The 22,988-nt window shown below is 42.3% G+C and carries 21 protein-coding genes; 7 read left to right on the forward strand and 14 right to left on the reverse strand.

Annotated elements, in window-relative coordinates; all coding sequences use genetic code 11:
- Positions 1–7: 7 nt before the first annotated feature.
- Entirely contained in the window at positions 8–1,249 is a 1,242-nt protein-coding gene (locus tag CYLST_RS32455) for an eCIS core domain-containing protein (RefSeq protein WP_015209869.1), read from the reverse strand.
- A 125-nt stretch (positions 1,250–1,374) separates the two neighbouring features.
- Between CYLST_RS32455 and CYLST_RS21590 the strand changes: the two genes are divergently transcribed.
- Positions 1,375–3,342 (forward strand): ATP-binding protein, encoded by a 1,968-nt coding sequence (locus CYLST_RS21590; protein ID WP_245587416.1) that lies wholly within the window; start codon positions 1,375–1,377, stop codon positions 3,340–3,342.
- A gap of 80 nt (positions 3,343–3,422) precedes the next feature.
- Here the strand turns inward: CYLST_RS21590 and CYLST_RS21595 are convergent, their stop codons facing one another.
- Complete coding sequence (locus CYLST_RS21595) at positions 3,423–4,379, reverse strand: polyprenyl synthetase family protein (RefSeq protein ID WP_015209871.1); 957 nt, start codon at positions 4,377–4,379, stop codon at positions 3,423–3,425.
- A 66-nt stretch (positions 4,380–4,445) separates the two neighbouring features.
- Positions 4,446–5,459, reverse strand: coding sequence for a WG repeat-containing protein (locus CYLST_RS21600; protein ID WP_216595222.1), 1,014 nt, complete (start codon positions 5,457–5,459; stop codon positions 4,446–4,448).
- A 485-nt stretch (positions 5,460–5,944) separates the two neighbouring features.
- Here CYLST_RS21600 and CYLST_RS34765 point away from each other — a divergent pair, with 485 nt between their 5' ends.
- Positions 5,945–6,286 carry a hypothetical protein gene (locus CYLST_RS34765; protein WP_157162623.1) on the forward strand — a complete coding sequence of 114 codons (342 nt, stop codon included), beginning with the start codon at positions 5,945–5,947 and terminating at the stop codon, positions 6,284–6,286.
- A gap of 16 nt (positions 6,287–6,302) precedes the next feature.
- Here CYLST_RS34765 and CYLST_RS21610 read toward each other — a convergent pair whose 3' ends face one another.
- Together CYLST_RS21610 and CYLST_RS32460 are read right to left on the reverse strand one after the other, a co-directional pair.
- Positions 6,303–6,641 carry a hypothetical protein gene (locus tag CYLST_RS21610; RefSeq protein WP_015209873.1) on the reverse strand — a complete coding sequence of 113 codons (339 nt, stop codon included), beginning with the start codon at positions 6,639–6,641 and terminating at the stop codon, positions 6,303–6,305.
- A complete protein-coding gene (locus tag CYLST_RS32460; RefSeq protein WP_015209874.1) occupies positions 6,634–8,520 on the reverse strand; it encodes an eCIS core domain-containing protein in 1,887 nt (628 codons plus the stop codon). The genes CYLST_RS21610 and CYLST_RS32460 overlap by 8 nt, the downstream gene beginning before the upstream one ends.
- Positions 8,521–8,624: 104 nt before the next feature.
- Here CYLST_RS32460 and CYLST_RS21620 point away from each other — a divergent pair, with 104 nt between their 5' ends.
- Both CYLST_RS21620 and CYLST_RS36070 read left to right on the forward strand, forming a co-directional pair.
- Positions 8,625–10,280, forward strand: coding sequence for an ATP-binding protein (locus tag CYLST_RS21620; RefSeq protein WP_245587417.1), 1,656 nt, complete (start codon positions 8,625–8,627; stop codon positions 10,278–10,280).
- A complete protein-coding gene (locus tag CYLST_RS36070) occupies positions 10,232–10,618 on the forward strand; it encodes an ATP-binding protein (protein WP_245587418.1) in 387 nt (128 codons plus the stop codon). Before CYLST_RS21620 ends, CYLST_RS36070 begins: the two co-directional genes overlap by 49 nt.
- 107 nt (positions 10,619–10,725) lie before the next feature.
- Here the strand turns inward: CYLST_RS36070 and CYLST_RS21625 are convergent, their stop codons facing one another.
- The 5 genes from CYLST_RS21625 to CYLST_RS32465 all read right to left on the reverse strand — a co-directional run bounded on the left by CYLST_RS21625 (position 10,726) and on the right by CYLST_RS32465 (position 14,900).
- Positions 10,726–11,175 (reverse strand): tetratricopeptide repeat protein, encoded by a 450-nt coding sequence (locus tag CYLST_RS21625; RefSeq protein ID WP_157162624.1) that lies wholly within the window; start codon positions 11,173–11,175, stop codon positions 10,726–10,728.
- Positions 11,176–11,206: 31 nt separating this feature from the next.
- The gene (locus CYLST_RS21630) at positions 11,207–11,620 is read right to left on the reverse strand and encodes a hypothetical protein (protein WP_015209876.1); all 414 of its coding nucleotides are present in this window, start codon (positions 11,618–11,620) and stop codon (positions 11,207–11,209) included.
- Positions 11,621–11,892: 272 nt separating this feature from the next.
- The gene (locus tag CYLST_RS21640) at positions 11,893–12,678 is read right to left on the reverse strand and encodes a hypothetical protein (RefSeq protein WP_015209877.1); all 786 of its coding nucleotides are present in this window, start codon (positions 12,676–12,678) and stop codon (positions 11,893–11,895) included.
- Positions 12,679–12,823: 145 nt separating this feature from the next.
- Positions 12,824–13,336 carry an Imm42 family immunity protein gene (locus CYLST_RS21645; protein ID WP_015209878.1) on the reverse strand — a complete coding sequence of 171 codons (513 nt, stop codon included), beginning with the start codon at positions 13,334–13,336 and terminating at the stop codon, positions 12,824–12,826.
- A 16-nt stretch (positions 13,337–13,352) separates the two neighbouring features.
- On the reverse strand, positions 13,353–14,900 hold the full coding sequence (locus tag CYLST_RS32465; protein WP_015209879.1) for an eCIS core domain-containing protein: 1,548 nt from the start codon (positions 14,898–14,900) through the stop codon (positions 13,353–13,355).
- Positions 14,901–15,285: 385 nt separating this feature from the next.
- On the opposite strand from CYLST_RS32465, the gene CYLST_RS21660 reads away from it, so the two are divergent.
- The 3 genes from CYLST_RS21660 to CYLST_RS21670 all read left to right on the forward strand — a co-directional run bounded on the left by CYLST_RS21660 (position 15,286) and on the right by CYLST_RS21670 (position 19,792).
- Positions 15,286–16,644, forward strand: coding sequence for a folate/biopterin family MFS transporter (locus CYLST_RS21660; RefSeq protein ID WP_015209880.1), 1,359 nt, complete (start codon positions 15,286–15,288; stop codon positions 16,642–16,644).
- Between the two features lie 388 nt (positions 16,645–17,032).
- The gene (locus tag CYLST_RS21665) at positions 17,033–18,322 is read left to right on the forward strand and encodes a Glu/Leu/Phe/Val family dehydrogenase (RefSeq protein ID WP_015209881.1); all 1,290 of its coding nucleotides are present in this window, start codon (positions 17,033–17,035) and stop codon (positions 18,320–18,322) included.
- A gap of 297 nt (positions 18,323–18,619) precedes the next feature.
- Complete coding sequence (locus CYLST_RS21670) at positions 18,620–19,792, forward strand: Vgb family protein (RefSeq protein WP_015209882.1); 1,173 nt, start codon at positions 18,620–18,622, stop codon at positions 19,790–19,792.
- A gap of 683 nt (positions 19,793–20,475) precedes the next feature.
- On the opposite strand, the gene CYLST_RS35565 is transcribed toward CYLST_RS21670, so the two are convergent.
- The 4 genes from CYLST_RS35565 to CYLST_RS21690 all read right to left on the reverse strand — a co-directional run bounded on the left by CYLST_RS35565 (position 20,476) and on the right by CYLST_RS21690 (position 22,740).
- Positions 20,476–21,783, reverse strand: a complete 1,308-nt coding sequence (locus CYLST_RS35565; protein ID WP_015209883.1) for a hypothetical protein — start codon at positions 21,781–21,783, stop codon at positions 20,476–20,478.
- Positions 21,784–21,965: 182 nt separating this feature from the next.
- Complete coding sequence (locus tag CYLST_RS21680) at positions 21,966–22,295, reverse strand: type II toxin-antitoxin system PemK/MazF family toxin (RefSeq protein WP_015209884.1); 330 nt, start codon at positions 22,293–22,295, stop codon at positions 21,966–21,968.
- The gene (locus tag CYLST_RS21685) at positions 22,273–22,476 is read right to left on the reverse strand and encodes a DUF104 domain-containing protein (RefSeq protein WP_015209885.1); all 204 of its coding nucleotides are present in this window, start codon (positions 22,474–22,476) and stop codon (positions 22,273–22,275) included. Before CYLST_RS21685 ends, CYLST_RS21680 begins: the two co-directional genes overlap by 23 nt.
- A 42-nt stretch (positions 22,477–22,518) precedes the next feature.
- Positions 22,519–22,740 (reverse strand): hypothetical protein, encoded by a 222-nt coding sequence (locus CYLST_RS21690; protein WP_085960665.1) that lies wholly within the window; start codon positions 22,738–22,740, stop codon positions 22,519–22,521.
- Positions 22,741–22,988 lie beyond the last annotated feature (248 nt).

Raw genomic sequence — 22,988 nt, forward strand, 5'->3', positions numbered from 1 at the left:
CAATTTACTATCCGTATCTTTTAAAGACTGGTTTCTGACCTCCTCTGAAGCCCCAGTCGTTCTCAACCACATTGGTTTCGTTGGCAGATATTGTTGTTTTAGGACTAGACACAAAGCCCACATGTCCAGAATAAGCAGCTACATCACCGGGCTGGGGTATACTTACAGTACTCCACCCTGAAATGCTTGACTTCTCCCAGTCTGTGGCCAAAGGGGGATATTGAACGTTACTGAACTTAGTCCAACTGAATCTTGTGTTTAGAGGAATTGATGCACCAGCTTTAGTAGCGATTTCATATACAAATATGTTGCATTTCCAAGCTTGTGGTGGACCATATGGTGCTCTATTGGCAGCACGCGCCCAAACTGTACTACCAACTTCTCCCCGTGCAAGGTCAACTATTTTTTGTGCTGTAGCACTAATCTTGCTTTTTGCCTTAATGTTGCTTTTTGCCTCAGCTTGGTCAGGTACAGTGCCAGCTTTTTCTTGAGATGATTTTGCCTGCATGGTATTACCAACCTGCTGCACTACGTGAGTCAACTCATGGGCAGTCAACTCATTATTACCAGGCGCTTTCCCTTCCCCATAGTAAACATCACTCCCATGAGTAAATGCCTGTGCGCCTAACTCCCGACTCATCTGCACTGCGGTACTATCTGTATGCACCCGCACTTGGCTGAAATCTGCACCAAAGCGGGGTTCCATGAACCCTCGCACATCATTTGGTAAAGGTCTACCACCACCTTTACTACTATTCAACCGACCTACCAAATTACCACTAGCCTGTGAAGTTCCACCCATTTCTGGTCTTGCTGCTCGTTGCACAATTGGGGTGAAAGCATTTGCAGACTTGGTTTGTACTTCTGCTGATGCCCGTTGCACAGCATTATCAGGCATAGACATAACTCGACTAGCCATCATGTCTGCTTCCTGTTCGTATTTATCCCCAGGCTTCCCCACTGTTAACTTTGCCTGAACTGGTTCTAGCTGTGGTTCAGTGCCAGGATTCTCCTCTAGCTGTTGTCTTTGGAGTTGAGCTTGTCTTGTTTCTATGGCTCTGAGCATGATGTTATCTTTGAGCCATTCCTCTGCTGTCGGTGGCTTGACAGTATTTATCGGCTGTTCTGAGGCTTTGGCATTTCTCTGTTGATAAGGGTTTGTCCAAGAGCTTGCTTGGTTCAAAGAACTGCTTTTCTTGGGAGCCGCATTGTTCCCAAAAGATGACTTTTGTACTTTATGACGAGACATACGCAAGTTATTGTAATAATGTTATTAACAGCTTTGTAACTAATTTAACCTTTTGACTGAGTTTTGCCAAGCACGTAGGTGAATATTTACTAAATTAGCTGAAAATCAAGGAACTAATTATGAATATGACTTTGAACAACGACTGGTACACCGCTAATTATCAATATTTGCTAAGGGCAATATTTTTAGTACACAAAACTCTAGAAAATACAATTGAAAGCCAAGAACATCAACCACTCAAAGATATTCCGCTATCTATCAACCTTGGGATGTCTGCACCTTCAGCTTTAGAGCAGCTTTGTACCATTTTTCAACTCACAGAATTTGAGCGCAATGTATTGTTGCTATGCGCTGCTGCTGAATTGGATTCTTCCTTGGGTTCTCTGTGCGGTCAGGTGTTAGGAGATATGCAATTGGCTTATCCCTCGATAAGTTTGGCAATGAAAGTTTTACCCGCAACAGACTGGAGTGCTTGGACTGTTGATGCTCCTTTACGTCATTGGCAATTAATCCAAATTCAAGGTGGTATAACTCATACCCAAAATCCGTTACGAATTGATGAGCGCATATTTCACTATCTTCTTGGTTTACAATCTCAAGATGAACGTCTTAAAGGCATAATTTCACCGATTACCCCAGTTGAATTTTTAGTTCCTTCTCACGAGCAAATAGCCCAACAAGTGGCAGCAACTTGGAATGAGGTTAAACCAGGGCAAAAATTACCGATTGTGCAGTTATATGGCGATGATTTTAGCAGTATGCAAGCTATTGCTATTTCTGCCAGTGCTATGTTAGGACTACCAATTTCCACTATATCTGCAATACATCTGCCCAAGGATATTAATGAGCTAAATCACATTCTCCTGCTTTGGGAAAGAGAAGCAATATTGACTAATTCCATATTATTACTCGATATTGAAATTGATGAATTAGACATGGCTCAACAAAATACTATTGCCCAAATTATTGATAAAATTAATAGCTTACTAATTATCACTAGCCGCGAGAGAATGGCAAAAAGGCGGCGTCCTTTAATCTGCCTGGAAGTTCATCATCCAACCAGAAATGAGCAAAGCGCACTCTGGGAAATTGCTTTGGGAGAATTAGCAGATAATAACAATGAAGATATCAATAATATTCTAGTAAATCAGTTTAATCTAAACGCACCGACAATTGAGGCTGTGTGTACTGAAGTTCGGGGAAGGTTGGCAGAAGCTAGGGGAGAAATTGGTGATCTTCAAAATCTTTTATGGGATACTTGCCGCGCTCAAGCACGTCTGGGCTTAGATGATCTAGCCCAACAGATTCCTGCTAAAGCAACTTGGGATGATTTAGTTTTTACTAAGACGCAAAAACAAATTTTGCAAAGTATTGCTGGACATGTTCGTCAACGTATCCAAGTTTATGAAAAGTGGGGATTTGCTGGTGCTTCTCGACGGGGTTTAGGTATTAGTGCTTTGTTTGCAGGGGCTAGCGGCACTGGGAAAACTACATCTGCGGAAGTGTTAGCTAATGAACTCCGCCTAGATTTATACCGGATTGACCTCAGTGCTGTTGCTAGTAAGTATATCGGTGAGACGGAAAAGAACCTGCGACGGATTTTTGATGCGGCAGATGCCGGGGCGGCGATTTTGCTGTTTGATGAGGCTGATGCTTTGTTTGGTAAGCGTTCTGAGGTTAAGGATGCACGCGATCGCTATGCTAATATGGAGGTCAGCTATTTGCTCCAGCGGATGGAAGAATACCAAGGTTTAGCTATCCTCACGACTAATTTAAAGGATGCGATTGATACCGCATTCATGAGGCGGATCAGGTTTATTGTCAAGTTTGATTTCCCCGATGCCAAGCAAAGAGAAGAGATTTGGCAGCGGATTTTCCCTAAAAATACCCCTACTAAGGAACTAAATTATACTAATTTAGGGCGGTTAAATGTCGCGGGTGGGAATATCCGTAATATTGCTTTGAATGCTGCTTTTATTGCTGCTGATGCTGGGGAATCGGTGATGATGAAGCATATTAAGCAATCTGCACAGATTGAATATCTGAAGCTGGGAATGATGCTCACTGATGTCGAAACTAGGGGTTGGGTGTGATGCTTTGATGGAGTTACTTGACTAAAGAGCGATCGCTTGAAAGAGATCCATTAATAAATAACTGGTATGCCAAAGAGAGTTTAAGCCTTGTCAACTTCTGGCTGTTGCAATAATAAATCGATGTCTCCGAACATCCCCGTTATGTAAGATTCCAGAACTTCTCTACCTTCGGTATTAGGACAAATTTTGATAGCTTCTAGGGCTTGTTTCCGTTCTTCTAAAGCCGCCCAAATCAAGAAGCTTTTTGTGTGAATTTTATCTAATATTTCCTTAATTCTTTCAGCATGGATGGCGATTTCATTAGCTGTCACTAGGGATAGAAGTTCGTCGCGTTCAGGGTGATCAAATTGTAAACCATAGAGTAAAGGAAGTGTAATTTTTCCCTGTTTTAAGTCGGTTATTCCATCAGGTTGCCAAATTGATTCCATATCGTTCAAGATTTGTAGAGCTAGCCCTAGATGATGACCAAAAACACCACAAGCTTGAATCAGTTCTGGGTTTTCTGTGCCAACCATCGCACCAGTTGCACAAGCTGTGGCAAGAAAGCCAGCACTTTTCATTTCTACTGTTAACCAATAGTCTTCAACTGTGCGAGTAGTTCCGGCTAAATCTCTATCTTGACCTACTGATATGCGGAAAAAAGCATCAATATAGCATTGATTAATTTTGTGAAATATTTGGGGTTCAAGAGGTGCTTTGCTCAGTATCTCAAAGGAAAGAACGTGAATAGCCGAGGCATAATTCCAAGCCCTTGCAGAGCCAACTTCCTTCCATAGCTGTCCATCTCGATCTTGGTCTTCTAAATCGTCTAAAATGCGTAAACATACACCGAAGGCTAGGAGTGCAGCACAAACATGAATAGCATCTTTTGCTTCTCCATTAACAGCTTGGCAGGACGCCAGTGGTAATATCGCCTCTGGAATCATCGGTTCTTCAAACAATTTTCCCAGTAACAACTTCAATTCTGGCCAATAATTGGGAATTGAGTTTTGAAGAACTGCTCTTATTTCTGGATATAACGATTTTAGGGAATCCATATCAAATTAATCAAAATTTACAACCAACTGAGGCTTGCAAGGAACAATAAACTATTACCAAACTCCTCAGTTTTTGGGATTCCAGATATACTTCCCTGTCTTGTCAATATAACCTTGCTTTTCACCAACCATTACCCATCCTAGCCCTTCGGTGAAGACACTAGCCCAATCAAACTGGGGTGCTATAACCATCTGCCCAGTTTTGTCGATATAGCCCCACTTTTCTCCAACCCTCACTGCTGCCAGCCCTTCGGAAAAGTCAACAGGTCGCCCTTTAAACTGAGGTTCAATAACCATTTGTCCAGTTTTGTCAATATAGCCCCATTTGACATTGCTCATGTCTGGTGGTTGGCTGTCAGCAGAGATAACACCAGTTGCTACTACTGCTAGCCCTTCAGAAAAGTCATAACCTTCATCAAACTGGGGTTCAATAACCATCCGACCAGTTGTGTCAATGTAACCTACTTTGTCTGCAATTCTAACAGCAGCTAACCCTTCGGAGAATTTCCTAACCAAGTTTGAAGGTGGCTTAATGAGTACCTGTCCGGTTTTGTTGATATAGCTCGCTCGTTCATCTATTGTGACCAATGCCAGCCCTTTAGAAAAGTCCCTAGCCTCATTAAACTGAGGCAAGATGGCCATCTTGCCGTTCTTATCAATATAGCCCCATTGATCCAATTTAATTCTGACTGCTGCTAACCCTTCAGAGAACCTATAAGTTAACTCAAACTGTGGACGAATAACTAATTTACCTGTCTTATTGACATAGCCCATCTTGCCACCAATATCTACAGCAGCCAGTCCTTCGGAAAAGTCATAGGCAGAATCAAAATTTGGTTTAATCAAGATTTGTCCAGCTTTGTTGATATAACCCGACTTATTGGCAATCTTGACGGCTGCTAATCCTTCGGAGAACCACCCAGTTTCATCAAACTGTGGCTTGATAATAATCTGCCCCGTCGAATTAATATAACCCCACTTACCATTCTGAACAATAGGAAACAGTTGACTTGATTCCTGTTTCTGGATCTGTGAGGCATTGGATACCTGCACCTGTTCTAAAGAATTACTTAAAGTCACTGTCGGCTTCTGGGTAGTACAGGATTGCAAACCCAAAATAGCCGGAAAGAGAAGTAAAAAAAGGGCTATGTTGACCTTCTTTACTTCATGGGAATGCTGGATATTCAAAGTAGGGTTTGAAGTACACTTATGATTATTGTACCCCTTGCTTGTTTTTACTGAAGTAAGCCACAGTTTGATGGATTTTTCAATCATATATATTCAAGCACAAAACTTTGGGGTGGATTGAGTGGATAATAATTATCCCGGTAGAGTGAGGCTCTGTTCCATATCCAAATTCTAACCCCATTCAAGCACTTTAGATTTAGATAAAGTATTCTTACTGTTTTATTCTTGTAATTGTTCCTATGTGTTGGTTTCCACTCCGTTTATTAATCAGATGTTTATAGATAGATGGCCAATTGTTATCTTTGACACTGACACATCCCCAAGAAACGTTTCCACGGTGTAAATATTCATCGTTTTGCCAAGCACGTAGAAAAATATTGACTAAACCGGCTCTTAATCAACGACCTAGTTTATCAGTATTTGCTTTTGGTGATGGTGCTTTGCACCATCGCCTCCGACGGGCGTTTCGCCATCGCACTCTTTCCCAAAAAACCAGATCACATTTTGAGCAAAAAAACAGCGATCGCCCTCCACCCATTTCATCAAAAAGCGATCGCCCTTCTTATCCGAAATACCAAAGAGTGATCGCATTCCACCCAAAACACCAAAGATCGATTGCATTCTACCCAAAACATCAAGTGCGATCGCTCAGAGCAGTAAGGTGGGCATTACCGTCAGGCTTGTTAGCAATGCTCATCCTACAAGATTGGCGCTCGTAATTCGATAAACCATATTTCAGCCAGTGTAGAACGGCAGAACTTGTATGAAACGATAACTACAGAGAACTAAAGCCCCAATCGAAGGAACCAAACCCTTCAAACTTTGTAATCGTGATTTTATGCTAATGCTGCGGTAAGACACAATTGACGCTAAACCAGCACAAAATAAGCCTAAACCAGACAAACACAAGATAACTAGAGATGAATCTGAATCCACTTGCTCGGCTAGGCTGGGTTCATCAGACCATTCATAGGGATACAAGGGAATAAAATAGCTCAGAATGCCCAAGGCATAAGCAGAAAAGTTGCTGAGAAATATTCCGACACATTTTAAATTAGAACCTTGCTTAATCATTGAGTAACGCTATCAACTGTTGGTACTTATTGATAATAGCTTCGCCATAGATCAAGTTCCGCTTGATTTGTTCGATACTTAAATGTGATCCACGATTGTAACGGGTTGCTGTTACTTTGATGTCATCTAAGGTCATTTGTGCTGCGCCTTTACCAGGAAAATCGATATCTCTCAGTTCAGCCAAATGACCGACCGCAATAAAAATTCCCTGTTTAGGGTCTTTGAGGGAATCAATAATCATTCTCTCTTGTTCATTACTTAATTTTTCCGGCTCATATCCCAATGTTTCAGCTGCTCGGCGAACTTGGGTACTAAGATTACCAAAGGAGGTTAGTTCAGGCTTCTTGTTAATGGTTAACGGCTCTAGCAGTGGGTCAGCTGAATGATCAAAGGTACGAATTGCATGGGCAATATCATCAATCCACAGAGGGTCGCCACCTACTTCGTTGTACGCAACTCCCCCAACAAGAACTTCAGGGAGATTAAACTGTGTGGCAGCGGACTTGATCACCTGTCGATATCCTCTAACCCATTGCTTCTTAAAATCATGGATGTAGTTAGGCTCGCCTAGTTTTGGAAACTTCCATTTAATGAGGTCTAAAGTTGTCCATTCTTTGACATCTTTATCCACATTTGCTTGATTAGCTGCTTGCATAAGATTTTTATGTAAAAGGCTGCGTCCATCGTCCGTAACGGTCTGTTGAAAAACTAGGTTCGAGACGGGTCTATCATTAAACAGGACTTTCCCTTTGATGCGATGCGTCCCAGGAAAAGCTGCTCTCAGACTCCATTTTTGAGCATCGATTGGACTTTCTAGAGTTTGACGAAGTCCTGGATTGGTTTTCACATAAGTCGCGTAGGTATTATGATCATTCTCTATCGACCACTGGTAATGATAAGAACTACCACTGGCAATGGGGGTGGGATTGGTTGGTACGATGGAATAGGTTATTTGAGTTCCTACCTTGACCGTAGAACCAGCTGTAGACCTGATGGCAAATGTCCCATCTTTAGAAGCTGACTGTTGAGGAACTCTGCGTTGAATTGTCCATCTGATCATCATCGCTTGCAGCACAAGCGTCTTTGGTTCAGTAACAGGCTTCTGCTGTAGTGTTTTTGCTCCTGTCTGCTGCACCACATGAGTCAACTCATGCGCCGTCAACTCATTATTACCAGGAGCCTTGGACGCACCAAAGTAAATATTACTGCCATGAGCAAACGCCTGTGCGCCCAACTCCCGGTTCATCTGCACCGCTTCAGAACCCGTATGCACCCTCACCTGACTGAAATCAGCCCCAAAGCGGGGTTCCATGAAGCCTCGCACATCAGCCGATAATGGACTACCACCACCTTTAGTGCTATTCAGCCGAGTTTCAATATTACCATTAGCCTGTGAACTGCCATCGCTTACTGGCATTGCTGCCCGTTGCACAAGTGGGGTAATAGCATTTGCTAGAGGCTTGGTTTGTATTTCCTGTTCTGTCTGTTCCTCTGGTTTCAGGAGCCGTTGCACAGCATTATCAGGCATAGACATAACTCGACTAGCCATCATGTCTGCTTCTTGCTCGTATTTATCCCCAGGCTCCCCCACTGTTAACTTTGTCTGAATTGATTCTATCTGTGGTTCAGTGCCAGCATTCTCCTCTAGCTGCTGTCTCTGAAGTTGCGCTTTTCTAGTTTCTATCGCTTTGAGGAAGACATTATCTTGCAGCCATTCGGCTGTTGTCGGTGGCTTGACAGTGTTTATCGGCTGTTCTGCGCTTTGGGCGTTTCTCTGTTGATAAGGGTTTGTCCAAGAGTTTGCTGGGTTCAAAGAACTGCTTTTCTTGGGAGCCGCATTGTTCCCAAAAGATGACTTTTGTACTTTGTGGCGAGACATACGCAAATTATTGTCATAATGTTATCAACAGCCTTGTAACTAATTTAACCTTTTGTCCGACTTTTGCCAAGCACGTAGAAAAATATTTGGAACTGGTAATGAATATGAATTTGAATAACGAATGGTACACCGCTAATTATGAATATTTCCTTGGTGCAATATCTTTAGTGCGCCAAACTCTAGAAAATGCCATTGAAAGCCAAGAAAATCAACCACTCCGAGATATTCAGCCATCTGTCAACTTTGGGATGTCTGCGCCTTCAGCTTTAGAGCAACTTTGTACCATTTTTAACTTGACAGAATTTGAGCGAAATGTATTGTTGTTGTGTGCCGCGATGGAAGGCGATTATTCTTTGGGTTCTCTGTGCGGTCAGGTGTTAGGAGATATGCAATTGGCTTATCCCTCGATAATTTTGGCAATGGAAGTTTTACCGGGAGCAGACTGGAGTGCTTGGACTGCTGATGCTCCTTTACGTCATTGGCAATTAATCCAAATTCAAGGTGGTATAACTCATACCCAAAACCCGTTACGAATTGATGAGCGCATATTTCACTATCTTCTTGGTTTACAATCTCAGGATGAGCGTCTTAAAGGCATAATTTCACCCATTACCGCAGTTGATTTTTTAGTTCCCTCTCATGAGAAAATAGCCCAAGAAGTGGCAGCAATTTGGACTGAGGGTAAACCAGGTAAAAATTTCCCGATTGTACAGTTATATGGCGATGATTTTACCAGTATGCAAGCTATAGCTGCGGCTGCTAGTGCCATGTTAGGACTACCAATTTCCACTATATCTCCAATACATCTTCCCAAGGATATTAATGAGCTAAATAATATTCTCCTGCTTTGGGAAAGAGAGGCAATATTAACTAATTCAGTCTTGTTAATTGATAGTGAAAGTGATGAATTAGAAAAAGCCCAACAAAATGCTATTTTCCAAATTATTGATAAAATTAATAGCTTACTAATTATCACTAGCCGCGAGAGAATGGGGCAAAGGCGGCGTCCTTTAATCTGCCTAGAAGTTCATCACCCAACCAGAAATGAGCAAAGCGCCCTCTGGGAAATTGCTTTGGGTGAATTAGCAGATAATAACAATGAAAATATCAATAATATTCTAGTAAATCAGTTTAATCTCAATGCACCGACAATTGAGGCTGTGTGTACTGAAGTTCGGGGAAAGTTGGCAGAATCTAGGGGAGAAATTGGTGAGCTTCAAAATCTGTTATGGGATACTTGCCGCGCTCAAGCACGTCTGGGCTTAGATGATCTAGCCCAACAGATTCCTGCTAAAGCAACTTGGGATGATTTAGTTTTTACGAAGACGCAAAAACAAATTTTGCAAAGTATTGCTGGACATGTTCGTCAACGTATCCAAGTTTATGAAAATTGGGGATTTGCTGGTGCTTCTCGACGGGGTTTAGGTATTAGTGCTTTGTTTGCTGGGGCTAGCGGCACTGGGAAAACTACATCTGCGGAAGTGTTAGCTAATGAACTCCGCCTAGATTTATACCGAATTGACCTCAGCGCTGTTGCTAGTAAGTATATCGGTGAGACGGAAAAGAACCTGCGGCGGATTTTTGATGCGGCAGATGCAGGGGCGGCGATTTTGCTGTTTGATGAGGCTGATGCTTTGTTTGGTAAGCGTTCTGAGGTTAAGGATGCACGCGATCGCTTCCAGCGGGCGCTCCGCGCCATCGCTATGCTAATATGGAAGTCAGCTATTTGCTCCAGCGGATGGAAGAGTACCAAGGTTTAGCTATCCTCACGACTAATTTAAAAGATGCAATTGATACGGCATTTATGAGGCGGATCAGGTTTATTGTCAAGTTTGATTTCCCGGATGCCAAGCAAAGAGAAGAGATCTGGCAGCGGGTTTTCCCCAAAAATACCCCAACTAAAGAACTAAATTATACTAATCTAGGGCGGTTAAATGTCGCGGGTGGGAATATCCGCAATATTGCTTTAAATGCTGCCTTTATTGCGGCTGATGCTGGGGAACCAGTGATGATGAAGCATATTAAGCAATCTGCACAGATTGAATATCTGAAGCTGGGAATGATGCTCACTGATGTCGAAACTAGAGGTTGGGTGTGATGCTTTGATGGAGTTACTTGACTAAAAAGCAATTCCCATTCTCAATTTAGCGGCAATTGCACTACAAAATAACAGCCATGCCCACCAAGAGCAGCTTATTATTTTTGTCACTCATACTCTTGTAATTCAAATTCAAGAAATCCAATTTCACTGTCATCTGGAAAAAAAATCTTTGCTTTTTCTATAATTTCCCTTGCTTTGGATGTTTTATTCATGTCTATATAACATTTGATTTCCCCAATTAATGCCTCCTTTAAACCTAATTCTGCATTTTTTCTGGCAGCCTCAAAATAGTTAATTGCATCACCTGGACAATTATTGATTGCATATTCAAAATAGCCTAACTCTATACAAGGCTCTATAGATTGAGGTGCTATTACATTAGCTGTTTTTAAGCTTTCTTTAGCTGTTTCTAAGCTGGGAGTTGCTGCATCATCGTTATCTAACAATTGAATTATCTTAGCCCGCTTAACAAGTAATTCAACTGAATATGGATAATCCTCCAAAAGTTTTTCAACCAATTTAAATGCTTCTGCATATTTTTCTTGGTTGTGCAATGTGTTCAGTTGCGCTAAACGCTCTCGAATTCTAACCCAATAACTTCTCACAAGAATAAATAACTTGTAAATTACCATTCGACTCTTTTTTAAACAGCACTACTTCCAAGTTTGACCCTTGCCACTCCTTTTGGGATGTCACCGACTCTGTTGTTTCCTTCAATTCAGCAACAGCATATTTATTCCACAGAAGAGTACCGCGCTTTACTTTGTATTGTCTGTTGGGGTAGGTTTGTTGAACCACTGAGGTCAAACTTGCCTCTGGACTAACTCTCAAAATTTGTAAAAGATTCCCACATTTAACATCGTTTGTCTTGGCATTTTGGAAGCCCATGAAGAATGAAGCAGCCAAGATATAATCTCTACTAAACCATCCTCCCATAGCTAAAATAAGTGGAAATAACAAGATGAAGATAGTGAGTGGTATTGGCAAAGATATTTTCATAATATTGAACTTGGTTAATTACCCTAGCAGGAGTTCAACAAAAAAATAGCGATTGCCTACGGCACGTTACGCACGCGCGAACGCATTAATGCTACGTAAATAGTACCACACAATCCCATAGTAGCTATAATGATTCCGATAGTAACTAATCGCGAACCTCTTGGCAAACCAAGGCCGGGTAAAACGCAGAACGCGATCAGTAATAAATGCTTTGATTTCTGAGTTTTGCTTACTAGAAACCTCCCGAAAAAACAACAAGCGATTAGTGTCTGTCACTCGACAAGTAAACTATCTGCTGACGACTCTATCCAAGCAGTGCGGCATTCCTCACAATAAGAACCATCAAAAGTGCGCTCATCGCTTGTAAGTATTGCACCACAAGTAGGACAAAAATCTAAACTACGAGCTGAGGGATGGTAATTTTGATTTAGGGGCGTAGATACCATTCGCCAATAATCGTCTCTGGCTTGCCGAGCCGGATCTGCTGCTAGATCGAGGCGCAAAGCTTGTCCGTACATTTTTTGTGTATCTAGCCAAGAGCGAGTACCTAACACTTCAGCCAAATACTTTAGTTTATCTTCTAATTGCTCCCATCCTGTTGCTTCTTCTCCTTGGTAATTAACAACTTGGGCAACTGTATCCAAGGAAAAACGCAAGTTTGAAGCCAATTCCTGTAGTTCCAGATGTAGCCTAGCAGGGTCATCTATTTGTCCATCATTAGGTAGCTGTGTAGCCAGAGTTTCCCAGTTTATCTCTTGGCAACCTAGCTGTTCGCCAACTTCGAGCAGGGATGGCTTCCCCAGCAATTTTCCTGCCAGTTTAAGAGCTTCTGCAAGGTGGTGTGTAACATCATGTTCCATATCAGAGGTGACATCAAACATTCCCAATCGCACTTCCTGAAAAGTTTGAGAGGTCTGGGTAAAAGTATCCAATAGCGCTGACATTCTCTTGACTAGGCTAGTCATATCCCAATAAAGTTCTTTCAGGTGAAAACGTAGTTCCTGCAAGAGTTCTGTATTGGAAAAATTAGGTATATTTGGGGAAATTTCCTGGGACATAAGATAACAATTATCGATTTTTATTAGGAACCGCATTGTTAAGAGGATATGACTTTTGTCGGTTTTGGCGGGACAAGTACGATCGCCTATAGCGATCACACTCGTACACTTGTACTGCTTACGGTTTAGCTTTCTATATTAAGTGTCAAGTGCTAATGAGATTGGAATACCAAGTAACAAAAGATTCAACTATATGTTTATATGTTTCAGGTTTTAATCTGATTTCCTTAATGGACTGAGATGCAAAATCTCTCCAAATGAATCTTTCCTCTTGTTCACCTTCAATAAGGAAAGCTGTTTCTCCATCAAATGCTTCAGAAAAACCTGGACATATACAAAACTTTCTATATTTTTCCTCTAGTTGCTCTGAACTCCAATCAGATTCACTATTATCACCGTAAAGAGCCGAGTCGAGAAAATTCCAAGCTTCTACGGCAGCAATTCCCATCACAAATGGATCTTTTCTTTGTCCGCATTCTGTTAAAGAATCTTTAAAATAAGCATAAGGAATATCCAGTATTACCGTCAAAGAAAAATCTCCTATCATAGATTCTCCAGCCCAAAGAGCAATATGTCCAAATAAGTAGTTTTGTGGCTCGTTTTCTCTCCGATCTACCACACACTCTAGAGCAAATTCTTGTTTATCCCCTAATATCATAAATTATTTCCCACTTCTATCTCTGATTAAGTCCTTCAAACCTTTTCTTTATATAATCAGGGACTTTTAAGCCGCGTTCAGATTGTTGGCGCCCGTTCCAATGAACTTTACCATTTGACCCTTGATATCTGTAATACTCTCCTTGAGAATTTCTACCCCACCACGTTCTTCCATCTTTTTCTGGAATTGCTTTTTTGTAGACTTCCTCTGCATCTTGAGGTAATTTGGAAGTCTTAGATCCTTGACCTCGGAAATTAGGAGATGATGGATCGTGATGTCCGGGATTTTCATATTCTGGTTTTTGACCATGATAAGCATCTTCCTTCCAGGGTCTGTTTTCCTCTTCTCCTCCACTCCCCTCAGTCGCAGAAAAATAAATATTGGCCATCTGTAATGCTCTCGTTACAGGCCAACCCATTCTTTTAGCGACTTCTGCTGCTATTTTTAACTTCAGTGAATCAGGAGTAGCAGCCCAGGCTACTACTGCACCTGAATGAGACGCTCTAAGTGCAAGTCCACCCCCACCAGCCCCAGGTGCAGCTGCAAATACTAAATCTATGGCAATAAAAAGGTTATTAACAAAGCGCTTAAAGTCTTTTTCTTGTCCTTCTTTATATTTTAATTCAATATAAATGCGCTCTGCTGCATCAACAGTCAGTCCAATATAATCTAACCAATCTGTGGGTAGAACCCAACGTTGAATACGCGGAGCAATTACATTTTGCTGTACCAGTGATGTCAATGAAACTACTGCCGCTTTTGTATCTTGATGCTTTTGTGAGTTCTGACCTTGCTGAAACTGCACCCCACCCCCTTGCTGCACAACATGAGTCAATTCATGAGCAGTCAACTCATTATTACCAGGAGCCTTCCCTTCCCCAAAGTAAACATTACTACCATGAGTAAACGCCTGTGCGCCCAACTCACGACTCATCTGCACTGCTTCACTGCCTGTATGCACCCGCACTGAGCTAAAATCAGCCCCAAAGCGCGGTTCCATGAAGCCCCGCACATCAGCCGATAATGGACTACCACCACCTTTACTGCTATTTAGCCGACTTTCAATATTACCACCAGCTTGTGAACTGCCATCAGTTGCTGGCATTGCTGCCCGTTGCACAAGTGGGGTGATAGCATTTGCCGGCTTGGTTTGTACTTCCTGCTCTGTCTGTTCCTCTGGTGCCAGAAGCCGTTGCACAGCATTATCCGGCATAGACATGACTCGACTAGCCATCATGTCTGCAACAGGCTCAAACTTATCCCCAGGCTCCCCCACTGTTAACTTTGTCTGAATTGATTCTAGCTGTGGTTCAGTGCCAGCATTCTCCTCTAGCTGCTGTCTCTGAAGTTGCGCTTTTCTAGTTTCTATGGCTTTCAGGAAGACATTATCTTGCAGCCATTCGGCTGTTGTCGGTGGCTTGACAGTGTTTATCGGCTGTTCTGAGGCTTTGGCGTTTCTCTGTTGATAAGGGTTTGTCCAAGAGTTTGCTTGGTTCAAAGAACTGCTTTTCTTGGGAACCGCATTGTTTCCAAAAGATGACTTTTGTACTTTATGGCGAGACATACGCAAGTTACTATAATAGTGTTATTAACAGCTTTGTAACTAATTTAACCTTTTGACCAAGTTTTGCCAAGCACGTAGAAAAATCTTGACTAAATCGGCTGAAAATCAAGGGAATAGTCATGAATATGACTTTGAACAATGACTGGTAAACTGCTAATTATCAATAGCTGATGGCGGGTAACTCTTGATGATGAAGCATATCTTGCAATCTGCACACATAGAATATATGAAGCTAGGAATGATGCTCACTGATACAGAAACTAAGGGTTGGGTGTGCGGCTTCATCCCGCCACTTCATTAAAATAGCTGCTTGGGTGAGTTAACTCCCAAAGCTGAAATGTCGATATGATAGGTAAGTAAATAAAGCTTAAAGAATGTTTACCAAATGCTGATTGACTCTCCTGGCTTGTCCAAGGTCAAAGACTCGGTAACAGAAAAGATTTTTTTCGGCAATAAACCCACTGCGGAATTAATCGCTATTCTCAGCGTTTACTTTGTGCAAGGCATCTTAGGATTAGCGCGTCTAGCTGTCAGCTTTTTCCTTAAAGATGAATTATTGCTGAGTCCGGTTCAGGTATCTGCGCTATTGGGAATAGTTGCCCTACCTTGGATGATCAAGCCACTGTATGGTTTTGTCTCCGATGGCTTACCCATATTCGGCTACCGCAGACGTCCATACCTTGTGTTATCTGGCATCTTGGGAGCAGCTGCCTGGCTGAGTCTGGCGACAATAGTTCATACTAGCTGGGCAGCGGCAATTGCGATCGCCCTTGGTTCCCTCTCCGTCGCTGTCAGTGATGTGATAGTTGATTCCCTGGTTGTCGAACGGGCAAGAGCAGAATCACTTGCAAGTGCAGGTTCTCTACAATCCCTTTGCTGGGGTGCGTCTGCAATTGGGGGTTTGATCACAGCATACTTTAGCGGTTTGCTTTTAGAACACTTCACTACCCGCACTGTATTTTGGATTACCGCGTTATTCCCCCTGATTGTCTCAGCAGTCGCTTGGTTAATTGCCGAAACACCCATCAGCAAAGACGATCAAGATTCAGATCAAACCAACTTCCCGACACTCAAACATCAACTAAGACAACTACGCCAAGCGATCGCCCAAAAAGCAATTTGGCTGCCAACAGCATTTATCTTTATTTGGCATGCTACCCCAAGCGCAGACTCAGCCTTTTTCTTCTTCACCACTAACGAACTGCACTTTGCACCAGAATTTTTAGGGCGGGTGCGCCTAGTGACAAGTTTTGCTTCCTTAATTGGAGTTTGGCTTTTTCAACGTTTCCTCAAAACCGTCCCCTTTCGGGTAATTTTTGGTTGGAGTATCGTCTTATCAACAGCTTTGAGAATGACGACATTGCTGTTAGTGACTCACACTAACCGACTTTTGGGTATAGATGACCACTGGTTTAGTTTAGGTGATAGTTTGATTCTGACTGTGATGGGGCAAATCGCATTTATGCCAGTAATGGTATTAGCAGCAAGACTTTGTCCCTCTGGAGTTGAAGCAACATTCTTTGCCTTGCTAATGTCGGTATTGAATTTGGGAGGAGTCGTTTCCCAGGCATTTGGGGCATTAATCATGCATTGGCTGGGGATTACTGCAACGAACTTTGAGTTGCTTTGGCTGTTAGTGTTGATTGCTAACCTCACCACCTTGTTACCCCTACTATTCCTCAATTGGCTACCAGATACTGAAGAGCAAACTGAAATTACAACATTGTCAGTCAAGAAGGGGTGACAATCGTTTTCACCTGATTTGATAGTTAAAAATTGATTTGGAGTCAGGGGAAAGACAATTGTGGCGTGCTGCGTCCCGTCGTTTTGTGAGTCAGCCTCCAATGCCCCCCGCCCAAATTTCCAACAAGATGGCTGGGTGCTGTCTGTGCTTGCCGAACTATGCTTATGACTACGGCAGGCTTCGCCAACGGCAGGGTAGGAGGTGGGGCTTCTGCTGCTCTAGCTAAGGCATTAGCTCTCTTCTGATTGAGAGGGCAGAAAGAATATACAACAAAAAATCTAAAAAAAATGTAACGAAATTTACAAAATCCCTATTTTTCTAAAAAAAGGGATAAACTAGCTATACATAAATTCAGTTTGCGAATATACGGTGATGAGGAGAAAATCTTATGGTTTCAACCTCTGTGCGATCGCTGGAAAATCATTCGCCAGCGCATATTTGCCCATTCGATCAAGCTTGTAGCTATTTAGAATGGGCGGGTAAAGAACTAAAACTAGATCAAGGTTTATTGGAAATCCTTAGCCATCCGCGTAAGGTGGTGACAGTTTCTATTCCTGTGAAACTAGATGATGGAGAAGTGCGGGTTCTCGCCGGACACAGGGTGCAGCACTCTGACGTTTTAGGCCCCTACAAGGGGGGAATTCGTTACCATCCGGCTGTGACACTGCGGGAAGTGTCAGCCTTAGCGATGCTAATGACTTGGAAATGTGCGTTGGTAGGTATTCCCTACGGGGGTGCGAAGGGAGGTATTCCCATAGATCCCAAACGCTATAGTGTAGGCGAATTAGAGCGGATTAGCCGTCGTTATATTAGTGAGTTAATTAAAGATATTGGCCCCGCTGTAGACATACCTGCACCAGACATGGGTACTTCTGCCCGTGAGATGGCTTGGATGATGGATACTTACTCTGTAAATGTTGGTCATGCTGTGCCTGGGGTGGTGACTGGTAAGCCGCTTTCCATTGGTGGTTCGCGGGGACGAGAAATGGCCACCGGACGCGGTGTGATGATTGTTGTGCGTGAGGCGCTGGCAGATCAAGGTAAATCCCTGGTGGGAGTGCGAGTTGTCATCCAAGGTTTCGGTAATGTTGGCTGTGCTGCTGCTGAATTGCTACATCAAGAGGGAGCGAAGGTTATTGCTGTTTCCACAGGTGCTGGGGGTGTATTTTCCCAAACCGGTCTTGATATTCCTGCCTTGAAAGCTTATGCCGCTAACAACCATAAAAGTGTTGCAGGTTTTCCCCAAGCGACACCAATTAGCAATGCAGATTTGCTGACTTTACCTTGCGATGTCTTAATTCCAGCAGCGTTGGAAAACCAAATCACTGAAGAAAATGTCCATCAGGTAAAGGCGCAGATTGTCGCCGAAGCTGCTAACGGCCCAGTTACCCTTGAGGCTAACCTGTCTTTAGAGGCGCGGGGTGTAACGGTGTTGCCAGATATTTTGGCGAATGCTGGCGGTGTAGTGGTGAGTTACCTGGAGTGGGTACAGGGTCTTTCCTACGTATTTTGGGATGAGGAACGCGTCAACCGGGAAATGGAACACTTGATGGTGCAGGCTTATCGCCAGGTGGTTCAACAGTCAAAGGCGCGGCAGGTTACTCTACGGTTAGCAGCTTATACGCTGGGGGTGGGTAGAGTGGCGCAGGCGCTAACTGATCGGGGTTTATATCCTTAATTTTCTTGATGTTGATGATTTGAGGTGAATAAAAGGTAAAAGTCCAAGTCAGGATTTTTACCTTTTATTTTTGATTGTGTTTTGTGAAGATCACCAGAAAAAATATGAAGGTAGAAAACAAAATGCCGCCAAAATTGGCGAAGTTCAATGAACTTTTGATAAAGTATAGTTTTTTAGATAATTTATAGCTATTTTTTCAGATTAAACTCTACATAATTACTCGTATAAATGCTGAAAATATCATATGCATCTGTAGCTAACTAGCATTTAAATACACAAAATAAACTGGTGAAAAAAATGAGTTCAATCGGTTTTAAAGCTTCTACCCTTTCAGCTTCACTGCTTCTTGGTATTTTCTCAACCTTGTGCATTGGTGCGCCCCAGGTAAATGCAGCCCTTTTAGTTGGCAATAGTGATAGCGACAGTATTATTATTTTTGATGAACATACTGGCAACTTTCTGGGTAACTTTACAACCCCTAGTAGCGGTGGGTTACGCGCTCCCGATGACTTAACTTTCGGACCAGACGGCAACCTCTATGTTAGTAGTGGTGGTAACTCTAACCTCAACCTGCTTGACTCCTTATATCCAACTGATTCTGCGGTGCTGCGCTATAGCCCAACTGGGGAGTTCTTGGGTGTAGCTGCTACTGGTAACGGATTGATTCGCCCCTATGGGAATGCGTTTGGGCCCGATGGTACTCTCTATGTCGCTAGTTTCCGTAGTAATCAGATATTGAAATTTAACCCTGTAACAGGAGCTTTTTTAGGTGTCTTTGCTTCTGATAATAATAACGGTCAAGGGTCACTTAACGGATTGAATGGCCCCGATGGTCTGGTGTTTGGTTCAGATGGTAGCCTGTATGTGACTACCCAGGGTTCGGCTAATAAAGCTGATGGTAGCCTCGATTTTCCTTACGAAAGCCAGGTGTTGCGCTACAGTCCGGCGCAAGTAGCTGGTACTGAGGCAACTACAACTCCCACTGTCTTTATCTCTCAGCCTACCCCATTACCCGAAAGTTTCGGTTTTGTGAGTTTGCTGGGTTTAGCGATCGCATCCAACAATGATATTTTAGTTAGTGACTTTGCTGGGGGCATCCGGCGTTATAACTCAGATGGCTTGTTGCTTGAGACTTTATCGACTAATTACACAGGTACTAATCCCAGTAATAATTTTATTGGCGGCTTAACTTTCGGGGCTGGTAGTTCTAGTAATAATCTCTATGCTGCTGGGTTTGACTTTACTAATAACAACCTTGGCTCAGTCTTAGCTTTCAATGGGGCTACAGGCAGTTCTACAAATTTCACTGGTAGTCAATTTACTAACAGTAGTCTGGTGCGTTCTGTCGGTATTACTGCTGTACCTGTACCTGAAAAGTACAGTATGTTAGGGGGTCTGTTAGCGCTTGGTGTATTCTCTATTACTGCTAGGAAAAAGCGCCAAACTCAGCCAGTAAAAAATTTGGGCTAATCTCATCAGTTTATTATCCGGCGTTGCGGTGGGCATAGCGCCCACTTCATTAATAAAAAATTTAATACTTATGCTTAATTGTGGATATTGAACTGAAGAAGGTTATCAACTACGGCAAAAAGAAGGATATATTGCTAGCGTGGTACAAGAAAACATTCTCTCTCAATCTGTAATCAATATATTTGGACTAAAAAACCGAGCAGCAAATAATTTTTCTACCAATTTAGAAGAATTAAAAACCGTTTACGTCAAGGCTAAATTTCTATCTTAACTTTTATATTAGAGCAACTGATAATTTTAGGTATTAGCGTTGTTATGACCTATAAAAATTTTATTTCTGTAGGCACACTTGTTTCTAATCAGCTTTTAGTAATTGGCTTAAATTCAACCTATCAACAATTTTAGTTTGGGACTGCCTTATTTAATAAATGGAGCAGCAGGAATGCAACAGATAAAGGATCTGTTCGAGGAAGTTCCGCAGATTAATTCAGCTTAAGCGAGCTAGTATTGGTTGTATCATGGTTTACTGAGTAAGTTACCTAACCAGATACTAGCTTGGGTTGAGGAACGAAACCCAACATTAAATGTTAATTGTTGGGTTCTCACACGGTAAGCCCAACCTACGCAGTTTAAGGCTTTCGGCTCTAACTGAACCGTATTGAGCTAGAAATCCTGTGAATAGTTCAAAGAGTACCGCAACTAGGCCCAGCAATAACGCCTCTAGCTACATTAGGCCCATTAGCAGCTATGTCAATAGTTCCCACGGCATATCTTCTATCCAGCTTCACCAAAAATTCTCCCTTTTTAAAGCTGCCACCAGTTTTCCATCTAACACCACTTATGTTGGTATTCCGGTCAAAATTAACTAACTCTGCTTTTGGACTTGCGCTCACAACTCTAACGCAGCTTGGTAAGCCTAGTACCCAGTTGCTCATGCTCCTGGCTCTTGGCAATTCTTCCAGATAGTACCGCCAAGTAGAGGTGTTGCCGCTGTAAGATACGCCCAGATAGCTAAGACGCAAGCTATTTGCGAGTGTAATTGATTGATTGGCTGTAGATGTACTGACTGTGCCAGTGTTTGTGTTATTTGTATACGTCCCGACTGTGCCAGTATTTGTGGTGTTTGTATATGTACCGACTGTGCCAGAGGTGGTGGTGGTTGTATTGCTGACAGTAGTAATCTGGCTGATGTTAGTAATTTCAGTTATCTCTCTGTAGTTCCAGATATCTTCAAATACCAATGTTTCGTCACGTGTGCTGACCGAATCATAGCGAATTTGAGTTGCAACTTTCAGTTCTGACCTCGACAAGTCAATATCACCTAGTCGCAGTTGACTTAATTCTATTACCTCTGGTTGTAAGAAGAATCTCCCTGCATTCTTGTCAATCAGTCTTGCTCCTTTACTGGTGTAAACCTGCACCCAATTATTGTTTTTGCGAGCGTAAACAATGTAGACCGCATTTGCATATCTGGTAACTGGTTTTTCCAGAATATCCAGATGTACAACCAAAGCTTTTTTGTTGTAATTAACTAGCCGTCTTAATTTAAGTGAGGTATTCCAGTTTTTGACCCGAAAATATTTTGATGAACGATGACCTTGTTGGTTACCATATCCGCGTTTGCGATCGTCGTCGTCATCATCGTCATCATCATCGTCATCATCTCTTCGCTGACCACGTTTGCGATCGTCGTCATCATCATCATCATCATCATCATCGTCATCTCTTCGACGTCCACGTTTGCGATCATCATCGTCATCGTCGTCGTCATTATCAGCAATCAACAAAGTTGATTTCTCAATTTCACGCAACTGATTTTGAAATGAATTAGTTCCTTGTTCTTGCTGCTCAAGAGTCGGGCCTTGTACATCCTCTATTTGGGTTGTTAAAGAAAGAACTTCAGAGGGGAAAGACGCAACAGCTACGACAGAGAGACTTGAAACTGTCAAAGCACCTTTAGCAAACAAACTGAGTGAAGACTTAAGTGACATGGAAATCCTTCTGGGCTTGACTTATAGGGTGAGACCTGGTATCTAAGTAAGTTTGTTTACTTAGTCTTCATCTAGACGACAGGATGTCACAGCTATAAGTTCCTAAGTCTGTGTAATTTTCTACAACTGCTATCAGCCGCAAGTGGAATGTTGATTCAGCGTTGATGCTGGATTTCTTGGCGTTAAAGCCCTAGCCACTCACACAAGGATTGCTCTAATTGCTCAATGTCGGGTTTAGTCAATTTACCAATGGTTGCAACAACCAAACTTTGCCGTACTGTGTATAAACCCCGTTTAACTGCTGTCTCAACATTCAATCCGGCTCCTGTCCAATCCGACAGTACAAATTCACCAGTAAGTAATGATGTAGTTTTGCTGGTTAGGGGAACAATGAAAATGTCTTGAGACTCGTGAAGTGCATTCACAACAACTGCCGGTCTTACTTTTGAACCAGATAAATCTGAGAAAGGGTAACGAACTAAGATGATGTCATTTTTTGAGTAGCTGGGCATAAACATCATCCTCAGTATTATCCCAAATCGTATCAAGAGAAACCTGACTTGTCTGAAGCCAGAAATCTGCTTCATCTTCTGGTAAAATTGTCACTAAAACCCTTGTACCTTCAGGAAGTTCTCCTGGCTCCAGTAACTCTATTTTGCCTTGACGAACAGTAGCCCAAAGAGTTTTCAGCATAGTGTATTTAGGTAAAGTTTTGTTGGGTTTCTTTGCATTAATCTAACCTACAATATCAAGGTTAAGTGTGCCGAAATGCCTCTCAAATTTTGCCCGTGCTAATGCTTTTTTAGTCTCAGTTATTGGTAATGGTAAACTTTGTGCAAAATGCTGTTCTAGCAAGGTTATTGCTAAACGTTCTGGAGAAATACCAATACTTTTAGCTTGTTGTTGAATAGCAATAAGAGCTTGCTCGCTCAATTCCAGCATCAAAATTTGGCTCACAAAATTTAGACGGGATAAATGAGGGCTAAAGTGATTATAGCAGAGAGGGCAATTGATCTATTTTGTAGGATACACGTAGGCTTTACCGCACCACTACCAACTTCAAAATACTGTTTTACCGCTAACCGCTGGTTTTTTTGTTAACTTACATCTTGCATCAGTCCCCACAACCGCCTCAGAATCAATTCTGAGGCTAATAGTAAAAGTCGTCTCAAGACGACTGAAAAATTGTTTTAGTTTTAGTCCGT

The organism is Cylindrospermum stagnale PCC 7417 (assembly GCF_000317535.1).
In the GTDB taxonomy this organism is placed as follows: Bacteria; Cyanobacteriota; Cyanobacteriia; order Cyanobacteriales; family Nostocaceae; genus Cylindrospermum; species Cylindrospermum stagnale.